This window comes from Nocardioides sp. S-1144 (assembly GCF_005954645.2).
Taxonomy (GTDB): Bacteria; Actinomycetota; Actinomycetes; order Propionibacteriales; family Nocardioidaceae; genus Nocardioides; species Nocardioides dongxiaopingii.
Genome location: NZ_CP040695.2, coordinates 1043476 through 1060997, shown reverse-complemented (window position 1 = coordinate 1060997; position 17522 = coordinate 1043476). Strand labels below are relative to the sequence as shown.

Below are 17522 nucleotides of genomic sequence, written 5' to 3'. Positions count from 1 at the left end.
GGGGCTCCCGCCCCGGCGGCCGTCGCCGTCCCACCCCCTCTCCCCCGCACGTCCTGAGACGAGGCACCCCGTGCAGACCTGGATGTTGTCCCTGCGGACCCCGGCCGAGACCGGGCTGCCGTCGGTCGACGTGGCCGTGCTGGCCCGCAACGAGGCGACGGTCGCCGACCTGGCCCGTGCGATCGGGCGCCACGTCGCGCCCGACCAGGCCCACCTGCTGCTGGTGCCGGTCGACGGCACCCACCCGTGGCCGGCCGACCGGCTGGTCTCGGAGTGCGGGCTGAACACCGGCGACCTGCTGGACGTCGTCACCGCGCCGGCGTCGTGGCTGAGCCGGGTGTCGTCCTCGGCCCGTCCGCGCGCGGTGCTGCGGGTGACCGACGGCCCCGACCGCGGCCAGCGCCTGCACGTGCGGGGCAGCTCGCTCACCCTCGGACGCGGTCCGTCCTGCACCATGCGGCTCACCGACCCGCTGGTCTCCCAGCGGCACGCCCGGATCGTCCTGGGCACCCGCCCCACCGTGTACGACGAGGGGTCGGCCAACGGCACCATCGTCGGCGGCGAGCGGGTGGTCTCCGGACGCGAGATCGACTGGGGCACCCCGATCCGGCTGGGTCGCAGCACCCTGGTCATCGACCCCGGCGAGGTGCCCACCGAGGCGCCCGCCGTCGCGGTCTTCCGCCCGCCCCGGTTCGGCGACCCGCTCACCGAGTCGGTGCTCGAGATCCCCTCGCCGCCGACCAGGAACCGGCCGACCCCGATGCCGTGGGCGATGCTGATGCTGCCGATGGTGATGGGCGTCGCGCTGTTCATGCGGGCCCGCAGCTCCTACGCGATCATCTACATGCTGGCCTGGCCGCTCCTGGGGTTCCTGGGGTGGCGCCAGCAGAAGCGGGCGGCCGAGAAGCAGTTCCAGGAGGACCTCGCCGACTGGCGCCAGGACGTCGACGACTTCCTCACCACGATCGACGAGCACGCCGTGCGCCAGCGCCGGCAGATGCACGACGACTACCCCGACGCCGAGACCCTGCGGACCCGCGCCGCCAACCGCGACCCCTACCTCTGGGCGCGCTCCGAGACCCGGCAGGCCTTCCTCGTCACCCGGCTCGGCATCGGCACCGTCCCGGCCATGCTGCGCGGCGCCATCACCGACGGCGGCGACCGGGCGACCCGGCGCGAGGTGTCGCAGGAGTTCACCCAGCGCGACGAGATGACCGACATGCCGGTGCTGGCCGACCTCACCGAGCACCCGCTGGTGGCGATCACCGGCGACCCGCACCAGGTCGACGGCCTGGTCCGGTCCCTGATGCTGCGCCTGGCCTTCGACCACTCCCCCACCGACCTGTCGGTCGCCGGCTGCTTCGGGCGCGGCCGCGCCGGCCACGAGGCCTGGCTGCGCTGGCTGCCGCACGCGACGGCCCGGCTCGGCGGGGAGCCGCCGGTGGCGGTCGGGGCGCGCGCCGCGACCGCCCTGCTCGACGTCCTGGTCAGCGAGGACACCGGCCGCGGCCACACCATCTGCTTCGTCGACGAGGAGGCCGGGATCGCGCGCCGCACCGTCGAGGCGGTCGCCGCCGTTGCCGGCGAGCGCGGCCTGCGCCTGGTCTGGCTGGGCCGCGACGCCAGTGCGGTGCCCGCGGCGACGTCGCTGCTGATCGACCTCGAGTCCGGTCGCGTCGGCAAGGCCGACCGCAGGGGGATCACCCGCGTGGAGCACCCCGACCACGTGACGCTCGACCAGGCCTGGCGCGCGGCCCGGCTGATGACCGGGTACGTCGACGAGGCGGCCGTGCTGCCGCCGAGCACCGCCATCCCGTCGGTCGTGCGGCTGCCCGAGGTGGCCAGCGACTTCGAGGACCTCGACGACGTCGGCGCCGTCACCCGGCGCTGGGGCCAGTCCAACGGGCTGCGGGCCCAGATCGGCTCCGGCATCGACGGCGTCACCACCATCGACCTGCGCGAGGACGGCCCGCACGGCCTGGTCGCCGGCACCACCGGCTCGGGCAAGAGCGAGCTGCTGCAGTCGCTGCTGTGCTCCCTGGCGCTGAACAACCCGGCGAGCCGGATGAACTTCCTGCTCGTCGACTACAAGGGCGGCGCGGCGTTCCGCGAGTGCGCCGACCTGCCCCACACGGTCGGCTACATCACCGACCTCACCCCCGCCCTGGTGCAGCGCGCCCTCACCTCCATCGGCGCCGAGATCAACTACCGCGAGCACCTGCTCGGCGAGTACGGCGTCAAGGACCTGGTCCAGCTCGAGCGCGAGCGCCCCGACGTCGCCCCACCGAGCCTGCTCATCTGCGTCGACGAGTTCGCCGCCCTGACCTCGGAGGTGCCGGAGTTCGTCGACGGCATGGTCAACATCGCCCAGCGGGGCCGCTCGCTCGGCATGCACGTGCTCCTGGCCACCCAGCGACCCGCGGGCGTCGTGACCGGCAACATCAAGGCCAACGCCGACCTGCGGATCTCGCTGCGCGTCTCCTCCCCCGACGACTCGCGCGACGTCATCGACTCCCCCGAGGCCGCCCGCATCTCCCGGCGCACGCCGGGCCGGGCGTGGATCCGGCGCACCGGGCACGGCACGGCCGAGCTCGTGCAGTCGGCGTGGACCGGCGCCCGCGAGCCGATGGCCGGCTCCGAGGTCCCGGTGCTCGTCAACCCGTTCAGCGCGGTCACGTCGTCGGCGTCCGGTGGCGGCGGCCCCGACCAGCGGCTCAACCCGCGCACCGACCTCGAGCGGTGCGTCCACACGATCAACGAGGCGTTCCTGGTCTCCGGGGCGAACCCGCCCAAGCGCCCGTGGCTCCCGGCGCTGCCCGCCGAGCTGCTCCTGGACTCCGACGCCCTGGTCGCCGGCGCCGAGGGCCGCACCAGCGGCCAGGTCACCCTGGGCCGGATCGACGAGCCGGAGGCGCAGCGCCAGCCCGAGCTCACCATCGACTTCGCCGCCGTCGGGCACCTCCTGGTCCACGGCGCGTCCGGCTCGGGCAAGACCGAGCTGCTGCGCTCCGCGGCGCTGAGCGCGTCGCTGGCCGACACCTTCGGCCGCTACGGCGTCGCCCCCTACGTCTACGGCATCGACTTCGCCGGCGGTGGTCTCGCGGCCATCAGCGGCGTCCCCACGGTCGAGGCGATCGTCGGCGAGGCCCAGCTCGGGCGGGTGATGCGGCTGATCCGCCTGCTGCGCCGGACCATGGACGAGCGGGCCCAGGCCCTGGCCGCGCGCGGGTGCGCCGACCTCGACGACCTGGCCCGCCAGGGAGCCGCGCTGCCCCGCGTCTACGTGCTCATCGACAACCTCCCGAGCCTCGTCGACACGTTGGAGACCAGCGGAGGTGTAGCGCCGAAACATGTGGAGAGGCTCCAGACCGTGCTCCAGAACGGTCGGCGCGTCGGCATCCACGTGATCGCGACCGCGCCCGGACGCACCGGGGTCCCCACGGCCCTCGGGTCGTCGTTCGGCCGCCGCGTCGTGCTGCGGATGACGACCGCCGACGACTACCTGATGCTCGGCGTCCCCGGCAACGTGCTCGACTCCGACAGCGTGCCGGGCTCGGGCCTGCTCGGGAAGCGCAGCGTGCAGGTCCACACCACGGGCGGGGCGGGCACGCCGCTGCAGGCCGAGCGGATCGAGACCGTCAACCGGCTCCTGCTCCCGCGCGTCGAGGGTCGCTCCCGAGCCGCGGTGCCGCCGATGCCGGCCCGCCTCGACCAGTCCTCGCTGCCCGCGCCGCGGGGCTCGCGGGTCGCGATCGCCGTGGACGCCGACGCGGTCGCCGTCCTCGAGGTCGACCTGCTCGCCGGGCCGATCCTCCTCGCCGGCCGCAGCCGGACCGGTCGCACCGGCGCCCTCGACGGTCTCCAGGACCTCGTGGCGCGGGGCGACACCCCGCCGCACGTGATCCGGGAGGCCTCCTACGAGGCCACCGCGGACGCCGTCCGGGCCTGGCTGGCCGATCCCGCCGCCGCGGCCGCACCGGAACGTTCCCCTGCCGGATGGGCGCTGGTCATGGTGGACGACGCGCATCTCTGGGATGCTGGCGTCGGAGTCGACGAAGCACGACGTTCCGCTCGGGACCGTCTCCTGGGTGACCTCGGCACCCATGGTCGCCGCATCGGTGTGGTGATCACTGCCGACAGCGCCCAGGCGAAGGCACGGAGCGGTCCGGAGGGCCTGGTCGAGACCGCCCGCCGCACGCGGCGTGGGTTCCTCCTCAGCCCGGAGTGGACCGACGGCGACGCGCTCGGGGTGTCGGTCCCGACCAAGACCACCGAACCGCTCACCGGTCCCGGACGTGGGGTGTGGTGCGACAACGGCACCGCATGGGTGGCACAGCTCATCAACGCCCGACGAGACGGCACCCCAGGTGACGTCCGGGCCGGACAGGAGATGTCGTGACGGATCAGGGCTCGGCTGGTCGCGGATGGCGGGGACGGCTGCGTGCCGTGACGGGCGGGCTCTCGCCCACCCGGTTGCGCTCGGCGGCGGCGTCGAAGCGACGATCCCGCGGTGCCGCCGAGCTGTCCGTGCTGGTGGTGACCGGCTCGCTCGTCGCCGGCGTCTTCTTCGGCACCGGCCTGAGCCGCACGGCGGTCGACGTGGCCGACGGCCTGACCTGGCTCAGCGACGACCAGAACGGCCAGATCATCCAGGTGAACCCGGCCACCGGGAAGCTCGAGCTCAAGCAGGTCGTCGGCAACCCCGGCGACGACGTCGACGTGCTCGAGGAGCACAACGGCCAGCTGTACGTCACCGACCGCACCACCGGCCAGCTCCTCGCCTTCGACCTCACCAGCATCCTGGTGTCGGGTCAGCGCCGGGTGAGCGCGGGCGGCGCGATCGACACCCTCGCCACCCAGGACGGGATGTTCCTCGTCGACTCGGAGCAGTCCACGATCTCCGCGATGGACCCGCAGACCACCGACGTGATCGGCAACGTCTGGATCGCCCCCGCCGGCCTCGCCGACGCGGCGGTCGACGCCGACGGCACCATCTGGGCCATCGAGGACAACGGCGTCCTGCACCGGCTGCAGTGGGACTCCGAGCAGCTCACCCTCGACGACGAGGATCCCCAGGAGGTCGGCGGTGGCGGACCGGGCTCCGTGCTCGTCGCCCACGACCGGGGCGTGACGGTCTTCTCGCCCGACGAGGGTCGCGCCGAGCAGGTCGGCACCGACCGCGAGGTCAGCGCCGACGCCCCGAAGGTGAGCGGCAAGGTCTTCGCCCCCGAGAGCGCCCCCTCCGGCCTGGTCCCGGTCGCCACCGAGAACGGCTTCGTCGTGCTGCTCACGCCCGAGGGCCTCATCGAGGTCGACATGACCCCGGTCGCCTGCGGTGAGCCCGGCACACCCGAGGTCTTCCGCAACGAGGTCTTCGTCCCCTGCCGCGGTGAGGGTCGCGTCGTCCGCCTCGGCCCCGACGGCACGCGCTCCAACGAGGACATCCTCACCCCCGGCAGCCGCGACCCCGAGCTGGTCGTCGACGACGACAACCTGATCGTCAACGCCCCCGGCGCCGCCCAGGGCGTGGTCGTGCACGCCGACGGCCACACCTCGGCCGTGGTGCGCGAGGACGACGCCGTGGAGGCCGGCGGGCTCGGCTCGTCCTCGGCGCCCCCGCCGCCGCCGTCGCCCGACCTCGTCGACGAGCTCCTCGAGAACCTGGGCAACCAGACGCCTCCCCCGACCGACCCCGGCCCGCCGCCGGCGCCCCCGGCCCCGAGCAACCCGCCGACGCTCGCCCCCGAGGGCTCGGGCTCCCCGTCGCCGGGAGGCCCGCCGACCTCGGGGGGGAACCCGGGCGGGGGGCAGACCGGTGGTCCGCGCTGCGACGACGACCGTGGCCAGGGCGCCGGCCAGGGCGGCCAGGGCGGTGGCTGCACCGGCATCAGCACCGACGGCCCCGGCGGCCCCACCACCGGGGCGACCGCCGCGGGCCAGGCGGTCGACGCCCCCTACTCGGTCGTCGCGACCGCGATGCCGGAGGGCCAGGTGCAGGTCACCTGGCGCCACTCCGGGTTCCCCAAGGCCGACTCCTTCGTGATCCGCTCGGCCACCGGCAAGGTGATCGGCTCCTACAAGGGCTGGGTCCGCCAGGCGTTCGTCGACGTCGTCCCGGGTCAGTCCAACTCCTTCACCGTCACCGCGATCCTCGAGAACGGCGAGGCGGTGTCGCTGCCCAGCAACGCGGTCGTCTCGACCGCCCGTCCGGGTGCCCCGGTCGTGGCCGGCACGGCCGCCTACGAGATCGACGACGACGAGCTCCGGTTCACCGTCACCATCACCTGGCAGGAGGCCGCGGCCAACGGCGAGCCCGTCACCGCCTACGACGTCTCGGTCCGCACCGCCGACCGCACCGAGAGCGAGCGCACCACCGGCGAGGACCGCAGCGTCTCCTTCGAGTGGTCCTGCGACCGCCGCGCCGACGCCGGGTGCACCGTGGGCGGCGCCTTCAACGCCAGCGTGACCGCGAGCAGCGTCCTGGGGACCGGCGCGATCGGCACCTTCAGCGGGCCCGCGCCCACCCGGCCGCCCAACCCGCTGCCCGACGCCGGCAAGCAGGTCGTCGACCCCACCAGCGTGAAGAAGACCACCGCCGACCTCAACGGGGCCGGCCGGATCACGCTGAAGCTGAGGCCGGCCGACGACTGGCGTCGCTTCCCCGACCTGTGCGCCGTCGAGTACGCCGGCACCGCCACCCCGGTCGAGTGCGACGCGCGCACGGTGACGATCACGATCAACAACGGCGTGATCCTCGAGCCGGCCTCCGGCGTCGTCGAGCACGTCGTCACGTTCGCGGCGACCAACGACGGCGGCGTCGCCCGCAGCGCGCCCTTCAAGTTCACCAGCGAGCAGCCGGTGCAGCCCCAGCCGCAGCCGGAGCCGGAGCAGCCCCCGTGCCCCAACCCGGACCCCACCGCGCCGGCCCCGACCTGCCAGGTGCAGTGAGCCCAGCAGCCCGCACGACCCATGCCGCGCGGCACCGCCGCGCGCCCCGACCGGAAGGCCACCGATGACCGCCCTGATCAACCCCGCTGCTCCCGGTGAGCAGGAGATCGCGGGCTTCGGCCGGCTGCACCAGGCGCTGGGCGACGCCGTCGAGACCGCCGTCCACGGCAAGCGCGCCGTCGTCGACCTCGCCCTGGTGGCGACGTTCGCGGGCGGGCACATCCTGCTCGAGGACGTGCCCGGCACCGGGAAGACCACGCTGGCCCGGGCGATCTCGCGGGCCATGGGCGGCCAGGACGGGCGGATCCAGTTCACCCCCGACCTGCTGCCCAGCGACGTCACGGGCACCACCGTCTTCGACCCCCGCGACGGGCAGATCCGCTTCCGCCAGGGGCCGGTGTTCGCGAACGTCGTCCTCGCCGACGAGATCAACCGGGCCGCCGCGAAGACCCAGTCCGCGCTGCTCGAGGTGATGCAGGAGCGCACCGTCACCGTCGACGGCGTCGCCCACCCGGTGCCGACGCCGTTCGTGGTCATCGCGACGCAGAACCCGATCGACCTCGACGGCACCTACCGCCTGCCCGAGGCGCAGCTCGACCGGTTCCTGATCCGGACCTCGCTGGGCTACCCCGACGCCGAGCACGAGATCGAGGTGCTCCGGCCGGGCAGCACGGCCGGGCGCGTCGACGACGTGCCGACCGTGACCACCCCCGACGAGATCGCCGCGGTCACCGCGCAGCTGTCCCGGCTGCACGTGGCCGACCCGATCCTGCGCTACGTCCGCGAGATCGGGGTCGGCATCCGGCGCGACCCGCGGGTGCGGATCGGCGTCAGCACGCGCGGGCTCAAGGCCCTGGTCGGCTGCCTCCAGGTCTACGCCGCGGCTCGCGGGCGCCACTACGTCGTGCCGAGCGACGTGCAGCGGCTCGCCGAGCCGGTGCTCGCGCACCGCACGGTGCTGGGCCGCGACGCCATCCTCGCCGGGCACACCAGCCAGGACGTCGTCCACGAGGTGCTCGACGTCGTGAACCCGCCCCAGCCCGACGCCGGCTGAGCGCGGGCGGGAGGACGACGACGATGCTCCCGGTCTGGTCGAGCACCACGGGGCGCGGGCGCGCGATGCTCGCGCTCGGGCTCGTCCTGCTCGTGGCCGGCACCGCGTGGGGCTACCTGCTGGTCGCCGGCCTCGGCGGGTGCCTGGTGCTGCTCGTGCTCGTCGAGGTCACCGCCGTGCTCTCGGCGCGCCGGGTCGCCGTCGAACGGACCATCGAGCCGGCGGTCGTCGTGCGGCAGGGGCGGTGCGAGGGCACGATCGCGGTGCGTGGACGGCGCCGCCGCGGCCTGGTGCGCCTCGACGTCGCCGACCGGGTGCAGGGCACCCTGGTGCCGGTGGCCCTGCCGGACCGGGCCGACGAGGTCGAGGAGGCCGACCGGGTGGCCGGCGAGCCCACCGTCCGGGTCCGCTACCAGGTCCCGACGCCGCGCCGCGGTCTGGTCGACGTCGGTCCGGTGCAGGTGCGGATGGCCGGGCTGACCGGCATGGCCGCCCGCTCGGCCGAGCACGGCCGGGTCGACCAGGTGCGCGTGCTCCCGCGCCGGATCCCGCTGGGCGCGATGATGGCCGGCACCCGCCGCTCGCTCTCCGGCGGCGACGACGCCCACGAGCTGGGCGGCACCGACCTGGTCGGGCTGCACGAGTACGCCATGGGCGACGACCTCCGCCGGCTGCACTGGGCCACCAGCGCCCGCACCGGCACCCTCATGGTCCGTGAGGACGCCGAGCCGTCCGAGGCCCACGTGACCGTGCTCCTCGACGACCGGGCCTCGAGCTACCTCGGCGACGAGAACCTGTTCGAGGAGGCCGTCGAGCTGGCCGCCGCGCTGTGCCGCAGCGGCATCGAGGCCGGCTCGCCGGTCCGGCTGCACACGACGAGCGACCGGCACGAGGTGCGGGTGCCGGGCTCGGTCGGCGGCCGCCCCCGCCGCGAGCACCAGGAGCTCGACTGGGTCCTGGCCGAGATCGACCTGACCGGCCCGAGCACGCAGGTCGAGCTGCACGGTCGCGACCTCGACGTCGCGGTCGGCGTGACCGGCCCCGGCGCCGACCTGCACCTGCTCGGCCTCGCGCTCGGCACCGCCCCCACCCGGGTGCTCGCCGTCGTCGACCCCGCCCCGCTGGTCGGCGCCCACCAGGAGGCGGGTCTGCTCGTGCTGCGCGGGGCCACCTCGGTGACGCTCGCGCTGGGCTGGGACGAGGCGGTGGAGCGATGAGGGACGGCACCCCGAGCCCGGCCACCCGGGCCCTCCAGCTCGCGTGGCCGGTCGCCCTGGTCGTCCTGGGGGCGATGGTGCTCGCCACCGCGTGGCACCGCTGGACGATCTCGCTGCTGTTCGCGGCCGTCGCCGCCGTCCCCCTGCTCGCGCTGCGCGGCCTGCTCCGTGCCGGGCTGTCGCGGTGGTTCGCGACCTCGCTGCTGCTGCTGCTCACCGTGATGGCCGCCTACCTCGCGACGACCGGCGCTGACCTGACACTCGAGCAGACCGTGCAGGACGTCGTCCCGCGGCTGCTGACCTCGCCCCAGCCCTACGCCGTCCAGGCGGACCTGCTGGCCGGGCCGCTGCTGCTGACCGCCCTGGTCTCGCTGCTCGTGGGGCTGCGCGTCGACAGCCGGCTCCGGGTCGAGGCGGTGCTCGGCGCCGCCGTCCTCTACGTCGCCGGGGCGCTGCTGACCGCCGGCTCCGCCGACCCGTGGGGCCTGGTCGCGGTCCTGACCCTGATCGTGGCCGTGCTCGGCTGGGTGTTCCTCGACGAGCACTCCGAGCCGGTGCGCCAGCGGCTCTCGATGGCCGGCCCGGTCGCGGTCGTCGGGGTGGGCGCGCTGGCGGCCCTCGCGACGCTCCCGGTGGGGCAGGCCTTCGAGCCGCGCGACCTGGTCGCTCCCCCGACCTACGAGGTGGTCGCCAGCAACCCGCTCACCCAGCTCGGTGCCTGGGCCAACAACCCCACCGACGAGCTGCTGGAGGTCCGCGGCGACGAGGGCCCGCTGCGGCTGGTGGTGCTCGACGACTACGACGGCCTGCAGTGGACCGCGGCCACCCGCTACGAGGCGCTGCCCACCGACGGGCGCACCGGCCTGGAGCCGGGCATCTACCCGCGCTCGACCACCGTGCAGGTGTCGTTCTCCCGCCTCGGCGGCAGCTGGCTGCCCAGCCCCGGGCTGCCGTCGTCGGTCGCGCTGGCCGACGCGCTGGTCGACCCCGGCACCGGCACCCTGTACTCCGGCGTCGACACCGCCGGCCTCGTCTACGAGGTGACCGGCGCCTTCGACGACCCGCCGCAGGCGGCGCTCGACGCCGCCGAGCTCCCCGAGGACGGGCTGGAGCCGATGACCGCCCTGCCGCCGCTCTCCAACGCGCTCGCCGACCTCGCGGCCCGGGTCGGCGAGGGCGCCGACACCGCCTACCAGCGTGCCGCCCGGATCGAGACGTTCGTGCGCAGCTCCTACGAGCTCTCGACCACCGCCATCTCCGGTTCCGCGCTGTGGCGCATCGAGCGGTTCCTGCTGAGCGACCGCACCCAGTCCGGCGGCGGCGTCGGCACGTCGGAGCAGTTCGCCTCCGCCTTCGCGGTCCTGGCCCGGGCCAACGGGCTGCCGACGCGGGTGGTGGTCGGGTTCCGGCCCGGCGAGGTCCAGGACGACGGCACCCGGGTGATCCGCGGCGAGGACGCCTTCGCGTGGGCGGAGGTCTACTTCCGCGACCTCGGCTGGGTCCCCTTCTCCCCCACCCCCGACGACGACACCTTCCGGCGGCCGCGCCCGGTGGAGGCCGAGGAGCCGCGGTTGCCGGAGCCGGCCGACACCGGCGCGCCGGTCCCGACGCCGTCGGGCGGGGAGCCGGCCACCGACGCCCCCGCACCGGTCGACGACGAGACGGCGTCCGCGCCGACGTCCACCTCCGGTGCCGCGCCCGACCCCTACCTCGTCGCGGCGGCCGCGCTCGCCGCGCTGCTCCTCGGGCTGGTCGCCCTGCGGGGCGGACGGCGGCTCCGGCACGCCCGGCAGGGCCCCCCGGGGGCGTGGGCCGAGGTGGTCGACGCCCTGCGGCTGGCCGGCATCCGTCCCGCGCCGCACCAGCCCGCCGACCTCGTCGCCGCCGACGCCGACGCCCGGCTGGGCACCACCGCGGCGGTCCCGATCGCCGCGCGCGCCGAGGCCGTCGCGTTCGGTCCCCCCGGCGGGCGGGACGCCGGGTCCGCGGCCGACGCGCGGGGCCGGCTGGGCGAGGTCCGCCGGGCGGCCCGGCGCACGGTCCCGGCCTGGCGGCGCTGGTGGTGGCACCTCGACCCGCGGGTGCTCGGGCGGCGCCGCTGACCGGCGGGCCCGACCGGCACCGGACCGAGGGTCGGGGTCGGGGTGGGACGCAGCGTCGGGGTCGGCGTCAGGAGGCGAAGCCGCCGCCCGCGACGACCTCCTCGCACCGGCTCTGCCGGTTGTTGAGGCCGTAGGTGCCGTCGACGAGGAAGACGCCCATGAAGAAGCAGGTGCGCCCGGGCGGGAGACCGCGGACGGCCGCCTCGCCGCTGGTCTGACCGGCAGGGAAGGTCGCGATCACCCGTCCGTTCGGGAAGCTCGGGTCGGTCGCCAGCAGGGCGAAGGAGCCCTCACCGTCGGCCGGGTCGGTCCACGTCGCCCGCAGCGTGACGCCGTCGTACTCCAGGGACTGCAGGACGACCGCGAGGTCGGTGTCGGGGCGGGAGGTGACGGTGCCGCCCACGCTCGGCGGGGCGACCGCGCTGCCGTCCGGCGTGACCGCGGCCCGGACCGGCGTCTCGTCGTCGTCGCGGCCGCGCAGGACCGCGCCGAGCAGGCCGAGCAGCAGCCCGATGACGAGGGCCGCGACGCCGAGGACGATCGGGAGCCGCCGGCGCGGGGCCTTCTCCTCCTCGGGCGCCTCCGGGGTGGGCTCGGACGGGCCCGGGGCGGCGCCGGTGGTGTCGGGGAACCCGGTGCCGGTCGGGGCGGCGTCGGCGACCCGGACGACGTGCGAGACCGCCGAGATCGCCACCGGCGACGGCTCGGCCGGCTCCGCACCACGAGCCGGCGACGGGGACAGGGGCGCCGGCGAGATCGGGGCCGGTGAGATCGGGGCCGGCGCCGACGCGTGCAGGGTGGGGGTCGGCGTGGGCGTCGGCGACTCCGCCGCGTCACCGGCGGTGCGGGGCGGCGCGGCCTTGGCCAGCAGCGGCGGCGTCGTCGGTCCCGCCGGCTCCCAGGCCGAGCCGCGCAGCGCGTGCAGGGCGTCGTGCAGCGCGGCGGCCGAGCCCCAGCGGCCCGCGACGTCCTTGCTGAGGCACCGGTCGATGATCGGCGCGAGCCGCTCCGCGCCGGGGACCTGCAGGGGCCGGTGCGGCTCGGTGCGGGCCCGGCGCAGGTAGGCCAGGGCGGAGTCCTCGTCGGGGTCGTCGCTGGCGAAGGGCGGCCGGCCGTCGAGCAGCGTGTAGAGCGTCGACCCGAGCGACCAGACGTCGTCGAGCGGGGTCGGCGGGTGGCCGTCGAGGATCTGCGGGGCGGCGTGACGGTAGGTGAAGGTCTCCGCCGACGAGGTGTGCTCGGAGTCGACCAGGCGCGCGATGCCGAAGTCGGCGAGCACCCAGGAGGTGGGCAGCACCAGGACGTTCTGCGGCTTCACGTCCCGGTGCAGGACGCCGCGCTCGTGGGCGAAGGAGAGCGCGTCGGCGAGCACCTCCCCGATCCGTCCGACCTCCTCGGGCGGCAGCGGCCCGTGCGCCTTGAGCCGGTCGTGGAGGGTGCCGCCCTCGAAGAAGTCCATGACGACGGCCGGCTTGCCCGAGGCCGTCGTGCCGACGGCGAGCACGGTGACGATGTTGGGGTGCTGGCGGCCGAGCTGCACGGTGATGTCGATCTCGCGCTTGAACCGCACCGACCGCGCGGGGTCGGACGTGGTGTCGATGCTGAGCACCTTGATCGCGACGTCGCGGCCCACCGACTCCTGGCGCGCGCGGTAGACGACCGAGTCGCCGCCGCGCCCGACCTCGGTCAGGTCGGTGTAGCCGTCGAGCTCCTCCACGGTGGCCGGTCCCGCCGCGGGCGGGCGCCACGCGGCGTCCGAGCCGTCGGACGTCCCCATGCCTCCAGACACCATGCGGCAACCCTAGTAGGACGCCGCCCGTGACGACGCCGACCCGTCAGAAGATGCTCTGACGGGTCGGCGTGGGTGTCGTGCGGGACGGGTCAGGCGTCCTTGGCGGCGTCGTCGTCGGACTCGGCGTCGCCCTCGGCGTCCGCCTCCTCGACGTCGGCCTCGGCCTCGGCGGCCTCGGCGGCCTCGGCCTCCGGGTCACCGATGGTGCCGTCGGGGCGGAGGTTCTTCAGCTCGACGGCGTTGCCCGAGGCGTCGGTGACGACGGCGGCGTCGACGATCGTCTGGAGCGCCTTGCCGCGCAGGATCTCCTGGACGAGGTCCGGGATGTGGTTGTGCTCGAACATGTGGTTCGCGAACTGCTGCGGGTCCTGGCCGGACTGCTGGGCGCGCCGGACCAGGTGCTGGGAGAGCTCGGCCTGGTCGATGCCGAACTCCTCCTTCTTCGCGATCTCGTCGAGGAGGAACTGGGCGGCGACGGCATCGCGCACGCGACGGTCGAGGTCGGCCTCGAACTCCTCGACGGTCTGGCTCTCGTCCTCGAGGTACTTCTCCATCGTGATCCCGGCCATCGCGAGCTGCTGCTCGATGCTCTGGCGGCGCGAGTTCAGCTCGTCGGTGACGATGCTCTCGGGCAGCGGGATCTCGACCTGCTCCAGCAGGGCCTCCAGGACGGCGTCGCGGGCCGCGGCCGCCTGCTCGAGGCGCTTGCCCCGGCCGAGGCGCTCGCGGACGTCGGCGGTGAGCTCCTCGACGGTGTCGAACTCGGAGGCGAGCTGGGCGAACTCGTCGTCGTACTCGGGGAGCTCCTGCTCCTGGACCTGGCTGATCGAGACGGCCACCTGGACCTGCTCGCCCAACAGGTCGCCGCCGACGAGCTCGCTGTCGAAGATCTTGTCCTCGCCGGGGGTCAGGCCGACGAGCGCCTCGTCGAGTCCCTCGATCATCCCGCCGCGACCGACCTGGTAGGACATGCCGGTCACCTCGGCGCCCTCGACGACCTCGCCGTCCTGGGTGGCCTTGAGGTCGAGCACGACGAAGTCGCCGTCGGCGGCGGGCCGCTCGACGTCGGTCAGCGTGGCGAACCGCTCACGCAGGGCGTCGACCTGCTCGTCGACGTCGGAGTCGGTGACCTCGACGTCGTCGACGGAGGCCGTGATCCCGGTGTAGTCGGGGACGGTGATGGTGGGCTTGACGTCGACCTCGGCGGTGAAGCCGAAGCCCTCGTCGTCGGCGATCTCGAGGCCCTCGATCTCGGGCTGCGCCAGCGGCGTCAGCTCGTTGGCCTCCAGGGCCTCCACGTACTTCTGGGGCAGGGTGTCGTTGATGGCCTGCTCGAGGACGGCGCCGCGCCCGACCTGACGGTCGATGACCATCGGCGGCACCTTGCCGCGGCGGAAGCCGGGGACGTTGATCTGCTTGGCGATCTGCTGGTAGGCCTTGTCGAGGTTCGGCTTGAGCTCCTCGAAGGGCACCTCGACGGTGAGCTTGACCCTCGTGGGGCTCAAGGTCTCGACGGCGCTCTTCACAGGTGGTCTCCTTCGTCTGGGTCTGTGGCTGGTTGCGGTCGGGGCGACAGGACTCGAACCTGCGATCTCCTGCTCCCAAAGCAGGCGCGCTAGCCACTACGCTACGCCCCGCCAAGACGGCTCCGGGGGGCGTCACAGGGGACGCCAGGAGGCCGCTTGGAGCGGATGACGGGAATCGAACCCGCGTAATCAGTTTGGAAGACTGGAGCTCTACCATTGAGCTACATCCGCGCACGCTGAGACAGGCCCAGCACCCCTGAATCGTGCCACAGCGGCGGGCGCCGCACCCAAACGGGACCCGGCGCCGACTCAGGTGCGGCGCACCACCACCATCGCCCGGTCGTCGTCGCGCGAGCCGAGCGTGGTCGTGAGCCGCCCGGCGGCACCGACGAAGGAGCCGCGGAGCACCGACTCGGCCTCCCCCATCATCCGGTCGATCCCGAGGTCGAGGTCGCGGCACGGCTCCTCGATGATGCCGTCGGTGTAGAGCAGCACGGCGTCGCCGTGGTCGAGGCGGCCGCGCCGGACGGTGAGGTCGAGGTCGTCGAGCAGCCCGAGCACCGGCCCCTCGGTGTGCAGCACCGCCCACCGCCCGGTGCCGCTGGCGCGGTGGACCGCGGGCGGGTGGCCGGCCGTGCGCACCTCGAAGGCGCCGGTGGTGAGGTCGAGGCAGAGGTGGATCGCGGTGGCGAAGCCCTCGTCCCACGCCTGGCGCAGGAGGTAGGCGTTGGCGGCGGGCAGGAACCCCGCGGGCGGGAGGGCGCCGAGGAGAGCGCCGAAGGCCCCCGAGAGGAGCAGCGCCCGGGTGCCGGCCGCCTCGCCCTTGCCGGAGACGTCGACGACGACGACCTGCAGCGACGTCCCGTCGGCGCTGCGCGAGGCGACGACGAAGTCGCCCGCGAACGCCGTCCCACCGGCGGAGTGCAGCGCGGACTCGACCTGCCAGCCGGCCGGCAGGTCGGGGATGTGGGCCTGGTCGAGGATCCGGTCCCGCAGGTCGACGAACATCGACTCCCCCCGCAGCCCGGCGACCCCGAGCCGGGCCCGCTGGAGGTTGGCCAGCAGCACGACGCACGCGACGGCGAGCTGGACGGTCGCGGCGCCGAGCACGCGGCCGGTGAGGCTCTCCTGCCGGGAGACGCAGATCGTCAGCATCACCATGTCGAACCCGACGAACCACGGCAGCAGGCGCGGCCCGAGCAGGATGCTGCCGAGCACGACCGGCAGCACCAGGCTGCTGAACGGCGTCCGCGACGGGAACAGCATCACCAGCACCGTCACGGTGACCGAGAACAGGCACAGCGCAGCGCCGATCCGCAGCTCGGCGCTCGCGGAGCGGCGTCGCGCCCGGCTCCAGCGTCGCCACGGCGAGGGACCCGGCGCGGCGCGGGAGGGGAGGGTGCTGCTGGACACGGGGGACCTCGTTGCAGGCCTGGCTGGGGCCTCGGTGGGGGGGAGCGCCGGGGTCACCCTACGGCGCGCGAGCGGAACACGGGCTGACAACGCGAACACCAGAAGAGGTTGCGCCCCTCGAGGACGGCGGTGCTGACCTGTCGTCCGCACACGAGGCAGGGCAGGCCGGTGCGCCGGTAGACGTAGACCTCGCCGCCGTGGTCGTCGCGCCGCGGCGGGCGCCCCATCGCCTCGGGCGTGTGCTCGGGGCGGACGGTGTCGATCCGGCCGCTGACGACGCCCTCGGCCATCAGCACCACCAGGTCGGACCAGATCGCCTGCCACTGACCGACCCGCAGCGTGGTGCCGGGGCGCAGCGGGTGGAGCCGGTTGCGGAAGAGCACCTCGGCCCGGTAGACGTTCCCGACGCCGGCGAGGACGCCCTGGTCCATCAGCAGCGCACCGATGGTGCGGTTGCTGCGGCGGATCCGGTGCCACGCACGGTCGGGGTCGGCGTCGGCGCGGATCGGGTCGGGACCGGACCTCGCCAGGGTCGCGGCGCGCTGCTCGGCCGTCACGAGGGCGCAGGTGATCGCACCACGGAGGTCGGCGAGGGCGAGGGCGCCCCCGTCGGGCCCGTCGGGCCCGTCGGGCCCGTCGGTGGTGGCGATCCGGAGCCGGACCTGTCCGACCGGCGGGGGCACCCCGACGTCGGGGTCGACGTCGGTGCGGACGTCCATGCCGCCGATCAGCCCGAGGTGGATGTGGACGAAGCGCTCGCCGGCGAACTCGACGAACAGGTGCTTGCCCCAGGCCTGGGCGTCGACGAGCCTCTCGCCGTCGAGGAGCGCGGCGGCGTCGGCGAAGCGGCCCTGGGGACTGCTGACGGCGACCGTGCGGCCGCCGAAGGCCCGGGTGAGCTCACCGGCGAGGCGGTGGAGGGTGTGACCCTCAGGCATCGCCGGGCCGAGCGGAGGCGGGCAGCGGCGGGAGCACGTGGGTCTCGTCGTAGGAGGAGAGCATGCCGATCCGGCGCACGTGCCGCTCGTCACCGCTGAACGGCGTCTCCAGGAACACCTGCACGAACCGGGTCATGTCGTCGAGCGAGTGCATCCGGCCACCGACGGCGACGACGTTGGCGTCGTTGTGCTCGCGCCCGAGCGAGGCGGTCTCCTCCGACCAGGCCAGCGCCGCGCGGCACCCGAGGACCTTGTTGGCGGCGATCTGCTCGCCGTTGCCGGAGCCGCCGATCACCACGCCGAGGCTGTCGAGGCCCTCGGCGCGGTCGGCGACGACCCCCTCGGCGGCCCGGAGGCAGAAGACGGGGTAGTCGTCGACGGCGTCGAAGACGAACGGGCCGTGGTCGACCGGCTCGTAGCCGTGGTCGGTGAGCCAGGTCGTCAGGTGGGCCTTCAGGTCGAGGCCGGCGTGGTCGCTGCCGAGGTGGACGCGCATGGCCCCGAGTGTTCCAGAACCCCGCTCCGGGCGACC

Annotated in this window: 10 protein-coding genes and 2 tRNA genes; 5 read left to right on the top strand and 7 right to left on the bottom strand. The window is 74.7% G+C overall.

Features of this window, described 5'->3' with window-relative positions; all coding sequences use genetic code 11:
- Nucleotides 1-70 precede the first annotated feature (70 nt).
- The 5 genes from FE634_RS05100 to FE634_RS05080 all read left to right on the top strand — a co-directional run bounded on the left by FE634_RS05100 (nt 71) and on the right by FE634_RS05080 (nt 11321).
- The gene (locus tag FE634_RS05100; protein WP_222847673.1) at nt 71-4399 is read left to right on the top strand and encodes an FtsK/SpoIIIE domain-containing protein; all 4329 of its coding nucleotides are present in this window, start codon (nt 71-73) and stop codon (nt 4397-4399) included.
- 47 nt (nt 4400-4446) lie between these two features.
- Nucleotides 4447-6948, top strand: a complete 2502-nt coding sequence (locus FE634_RS05095) for an NHL repeat-containing protein (RefSeq protein ID WP_148240397.1) — start codon at nt 4447-4449, stop codon at nt 6946-6948.
- Nucleotides 6949-7012: 64 nt separating this feature from the next.
- Nucleotides 7013-8002 (top strand): AAA family ATPase, encoded by a 990-nt coding sequence (locus tag FE634_RS05090; protein WP_137295680.1) that lies wholly within the window; start codon nt 7013-7015, stop codon nt 8000-8002.
- Between the two features lie 23 nt (nt 8003-8025).
- Entirely contained in the window at nt 8026-9219 is a 1194-nt protein-coding gene (locus FE634_RS05085; protein WP_138875270.1) for a DUF58 domain-containing protein, read from the top strand.
- Complete coding sequence (locus FE634_RS05080) at nt 9216-11321, top strand: DUF3488 and transglutaminase-like domain-containing protein (protein WP_148240396.1); 2106 nt, start codon at nt 9216-9218, stop codon at nt 11319-11321. The genes FE634_RS05085 and FE634_RS05080 overlap by 4 nt, the downstream gene beginning before the upstream one ends.
- A 67-nt stretch (nt 11322-11388) precedes the next feature.
- On the opposite strand, the gene FE634_RS05075 is transcribed toward FE634_RS05080, so the two are convergent.
- The 7 genes from FE634_RS05075 to FE634_RS05045 form a co-directional block, all read right to left on the bottom strand.
- Nucleotides 11389-13113 (bottom strand): serine/threonine-protein kinase, encoded by a 1725-nt coding sequence (locus tag FE634_RS05075; RefSeq protein ID WP_148240395.1) that lies wholly within the window; start codon nt 13111-13113, stop codon nt 11389-11391.
- Between the two features lie 89 nt (nt 13114-13202).
- Nucleotides 13203-14639: a trigger factor gene (gene tig, locus FE634_RS05070; protein ID WP_138875268.1), complete on the bottom strand. Its 1437-nt coding sequence runs from the start codon at nt 14637-14639 to the stop codon at nt 13203-13205.
- A 38-nt stretch (nt 14640-14677) separates the two neighbouring features.
- Nucleotides 14678-14750, bottom strand: a tRNA-Pro gene (locus tag FE634_RS05065).
- 46 nt (nt 14751-14796) lie between these two features.
- A tRNA-Gly gene (locus FE634_RS05060) sits at nt 14797-14870 on the bottom strand.
- 78 nt (nt 14871-14948) lie between these two features.
- Complete coding sequence (locus FE634_RS05055) at nt 14949-16052, bottom strand: PP2C family protein-serine/threonine phosphatase (RefSeq protein WP_262347583.1); 1104 nt, start codon at nt 16050-16052, stop codon at nt 14949-14951.
- Between the two features lie 53 nt (nt 16053-16105).
- Nucleotides 16106-16990 carry an Fpg/Nei family DNA glycosylase gene (locus FE634_RS05050; protein ID WP_138875267.1) on the bottom strand — a complete coding sequence of 295 codons (885 nt, stop codon included), beginning with the start codon at nt 16988-16990 and terminating at the stop codon, nt 16106-16108.
- Complete coding sequence (locus tag FE634_RS05045) at nt 16983-17486, bottom strand: ribose-5-phosphate isomerase (protein ID WP_138875266.1); 504 nt, start codon at nt 17484-17486, stop codon at nt 16983-16985. The genes FE634_RS05050 and FE634_RS05045 overlap by 8 nt, the downstream gene beginning before the upstream one ends.
- Nucleotides 17487-17522: the final 36 nt, after the last annotated feature.

What these genes read in the sequence shown, in the direction of transcription:
- FE634_RS05090 (WP_137295680.1), top strand. Translation starts at nt 7,013, where the DNA reads ATGACCGCCCTGATCAACCCCGCTGCTCCCGGTGAGCAGGAGATCGCG.
- FE634_RS05085 (WP_138875270.1), top strand. Translation starts at nt 8,026, where the DNA reads ATGCTCCCGGTCTGGTCGAGCACCACGGGGCGCGGGCGCGCGATGCTC.
- FE634_RS05080 (WP_148240396.1), top strand. Translation starts at nt 9,216, where the DNA reads ATGAGGGACGGCACCCCGAGCCCGGCCACCCGGGCCCTCCAGCTCGCG.
- FE634_RS05075 (WP_148240395.1), bottom strand. Translation starts at nt 13,113, where the DNA reads ATGGTGTCTGGAGGCATGGGGACGTCCGACGGCTCGGACGCCGCGTGG.
- FE634_RS05050 (WP_138875267.1), bottom strand. Translation starts at nt 16,990, where the DNA reads ATGCCTGAGGGTCACACCCTCCACCGCCTCGCCGGTGAGCTCACCCGG.
- FE634_RS05045 (WP_138875266.1), bottom strand. Translation starts at nt 17,486, where the DNA reads ATGCGCGTCCACCTCGGCAGCGACCACGCCGGCCTCGACCTGAAGGCC.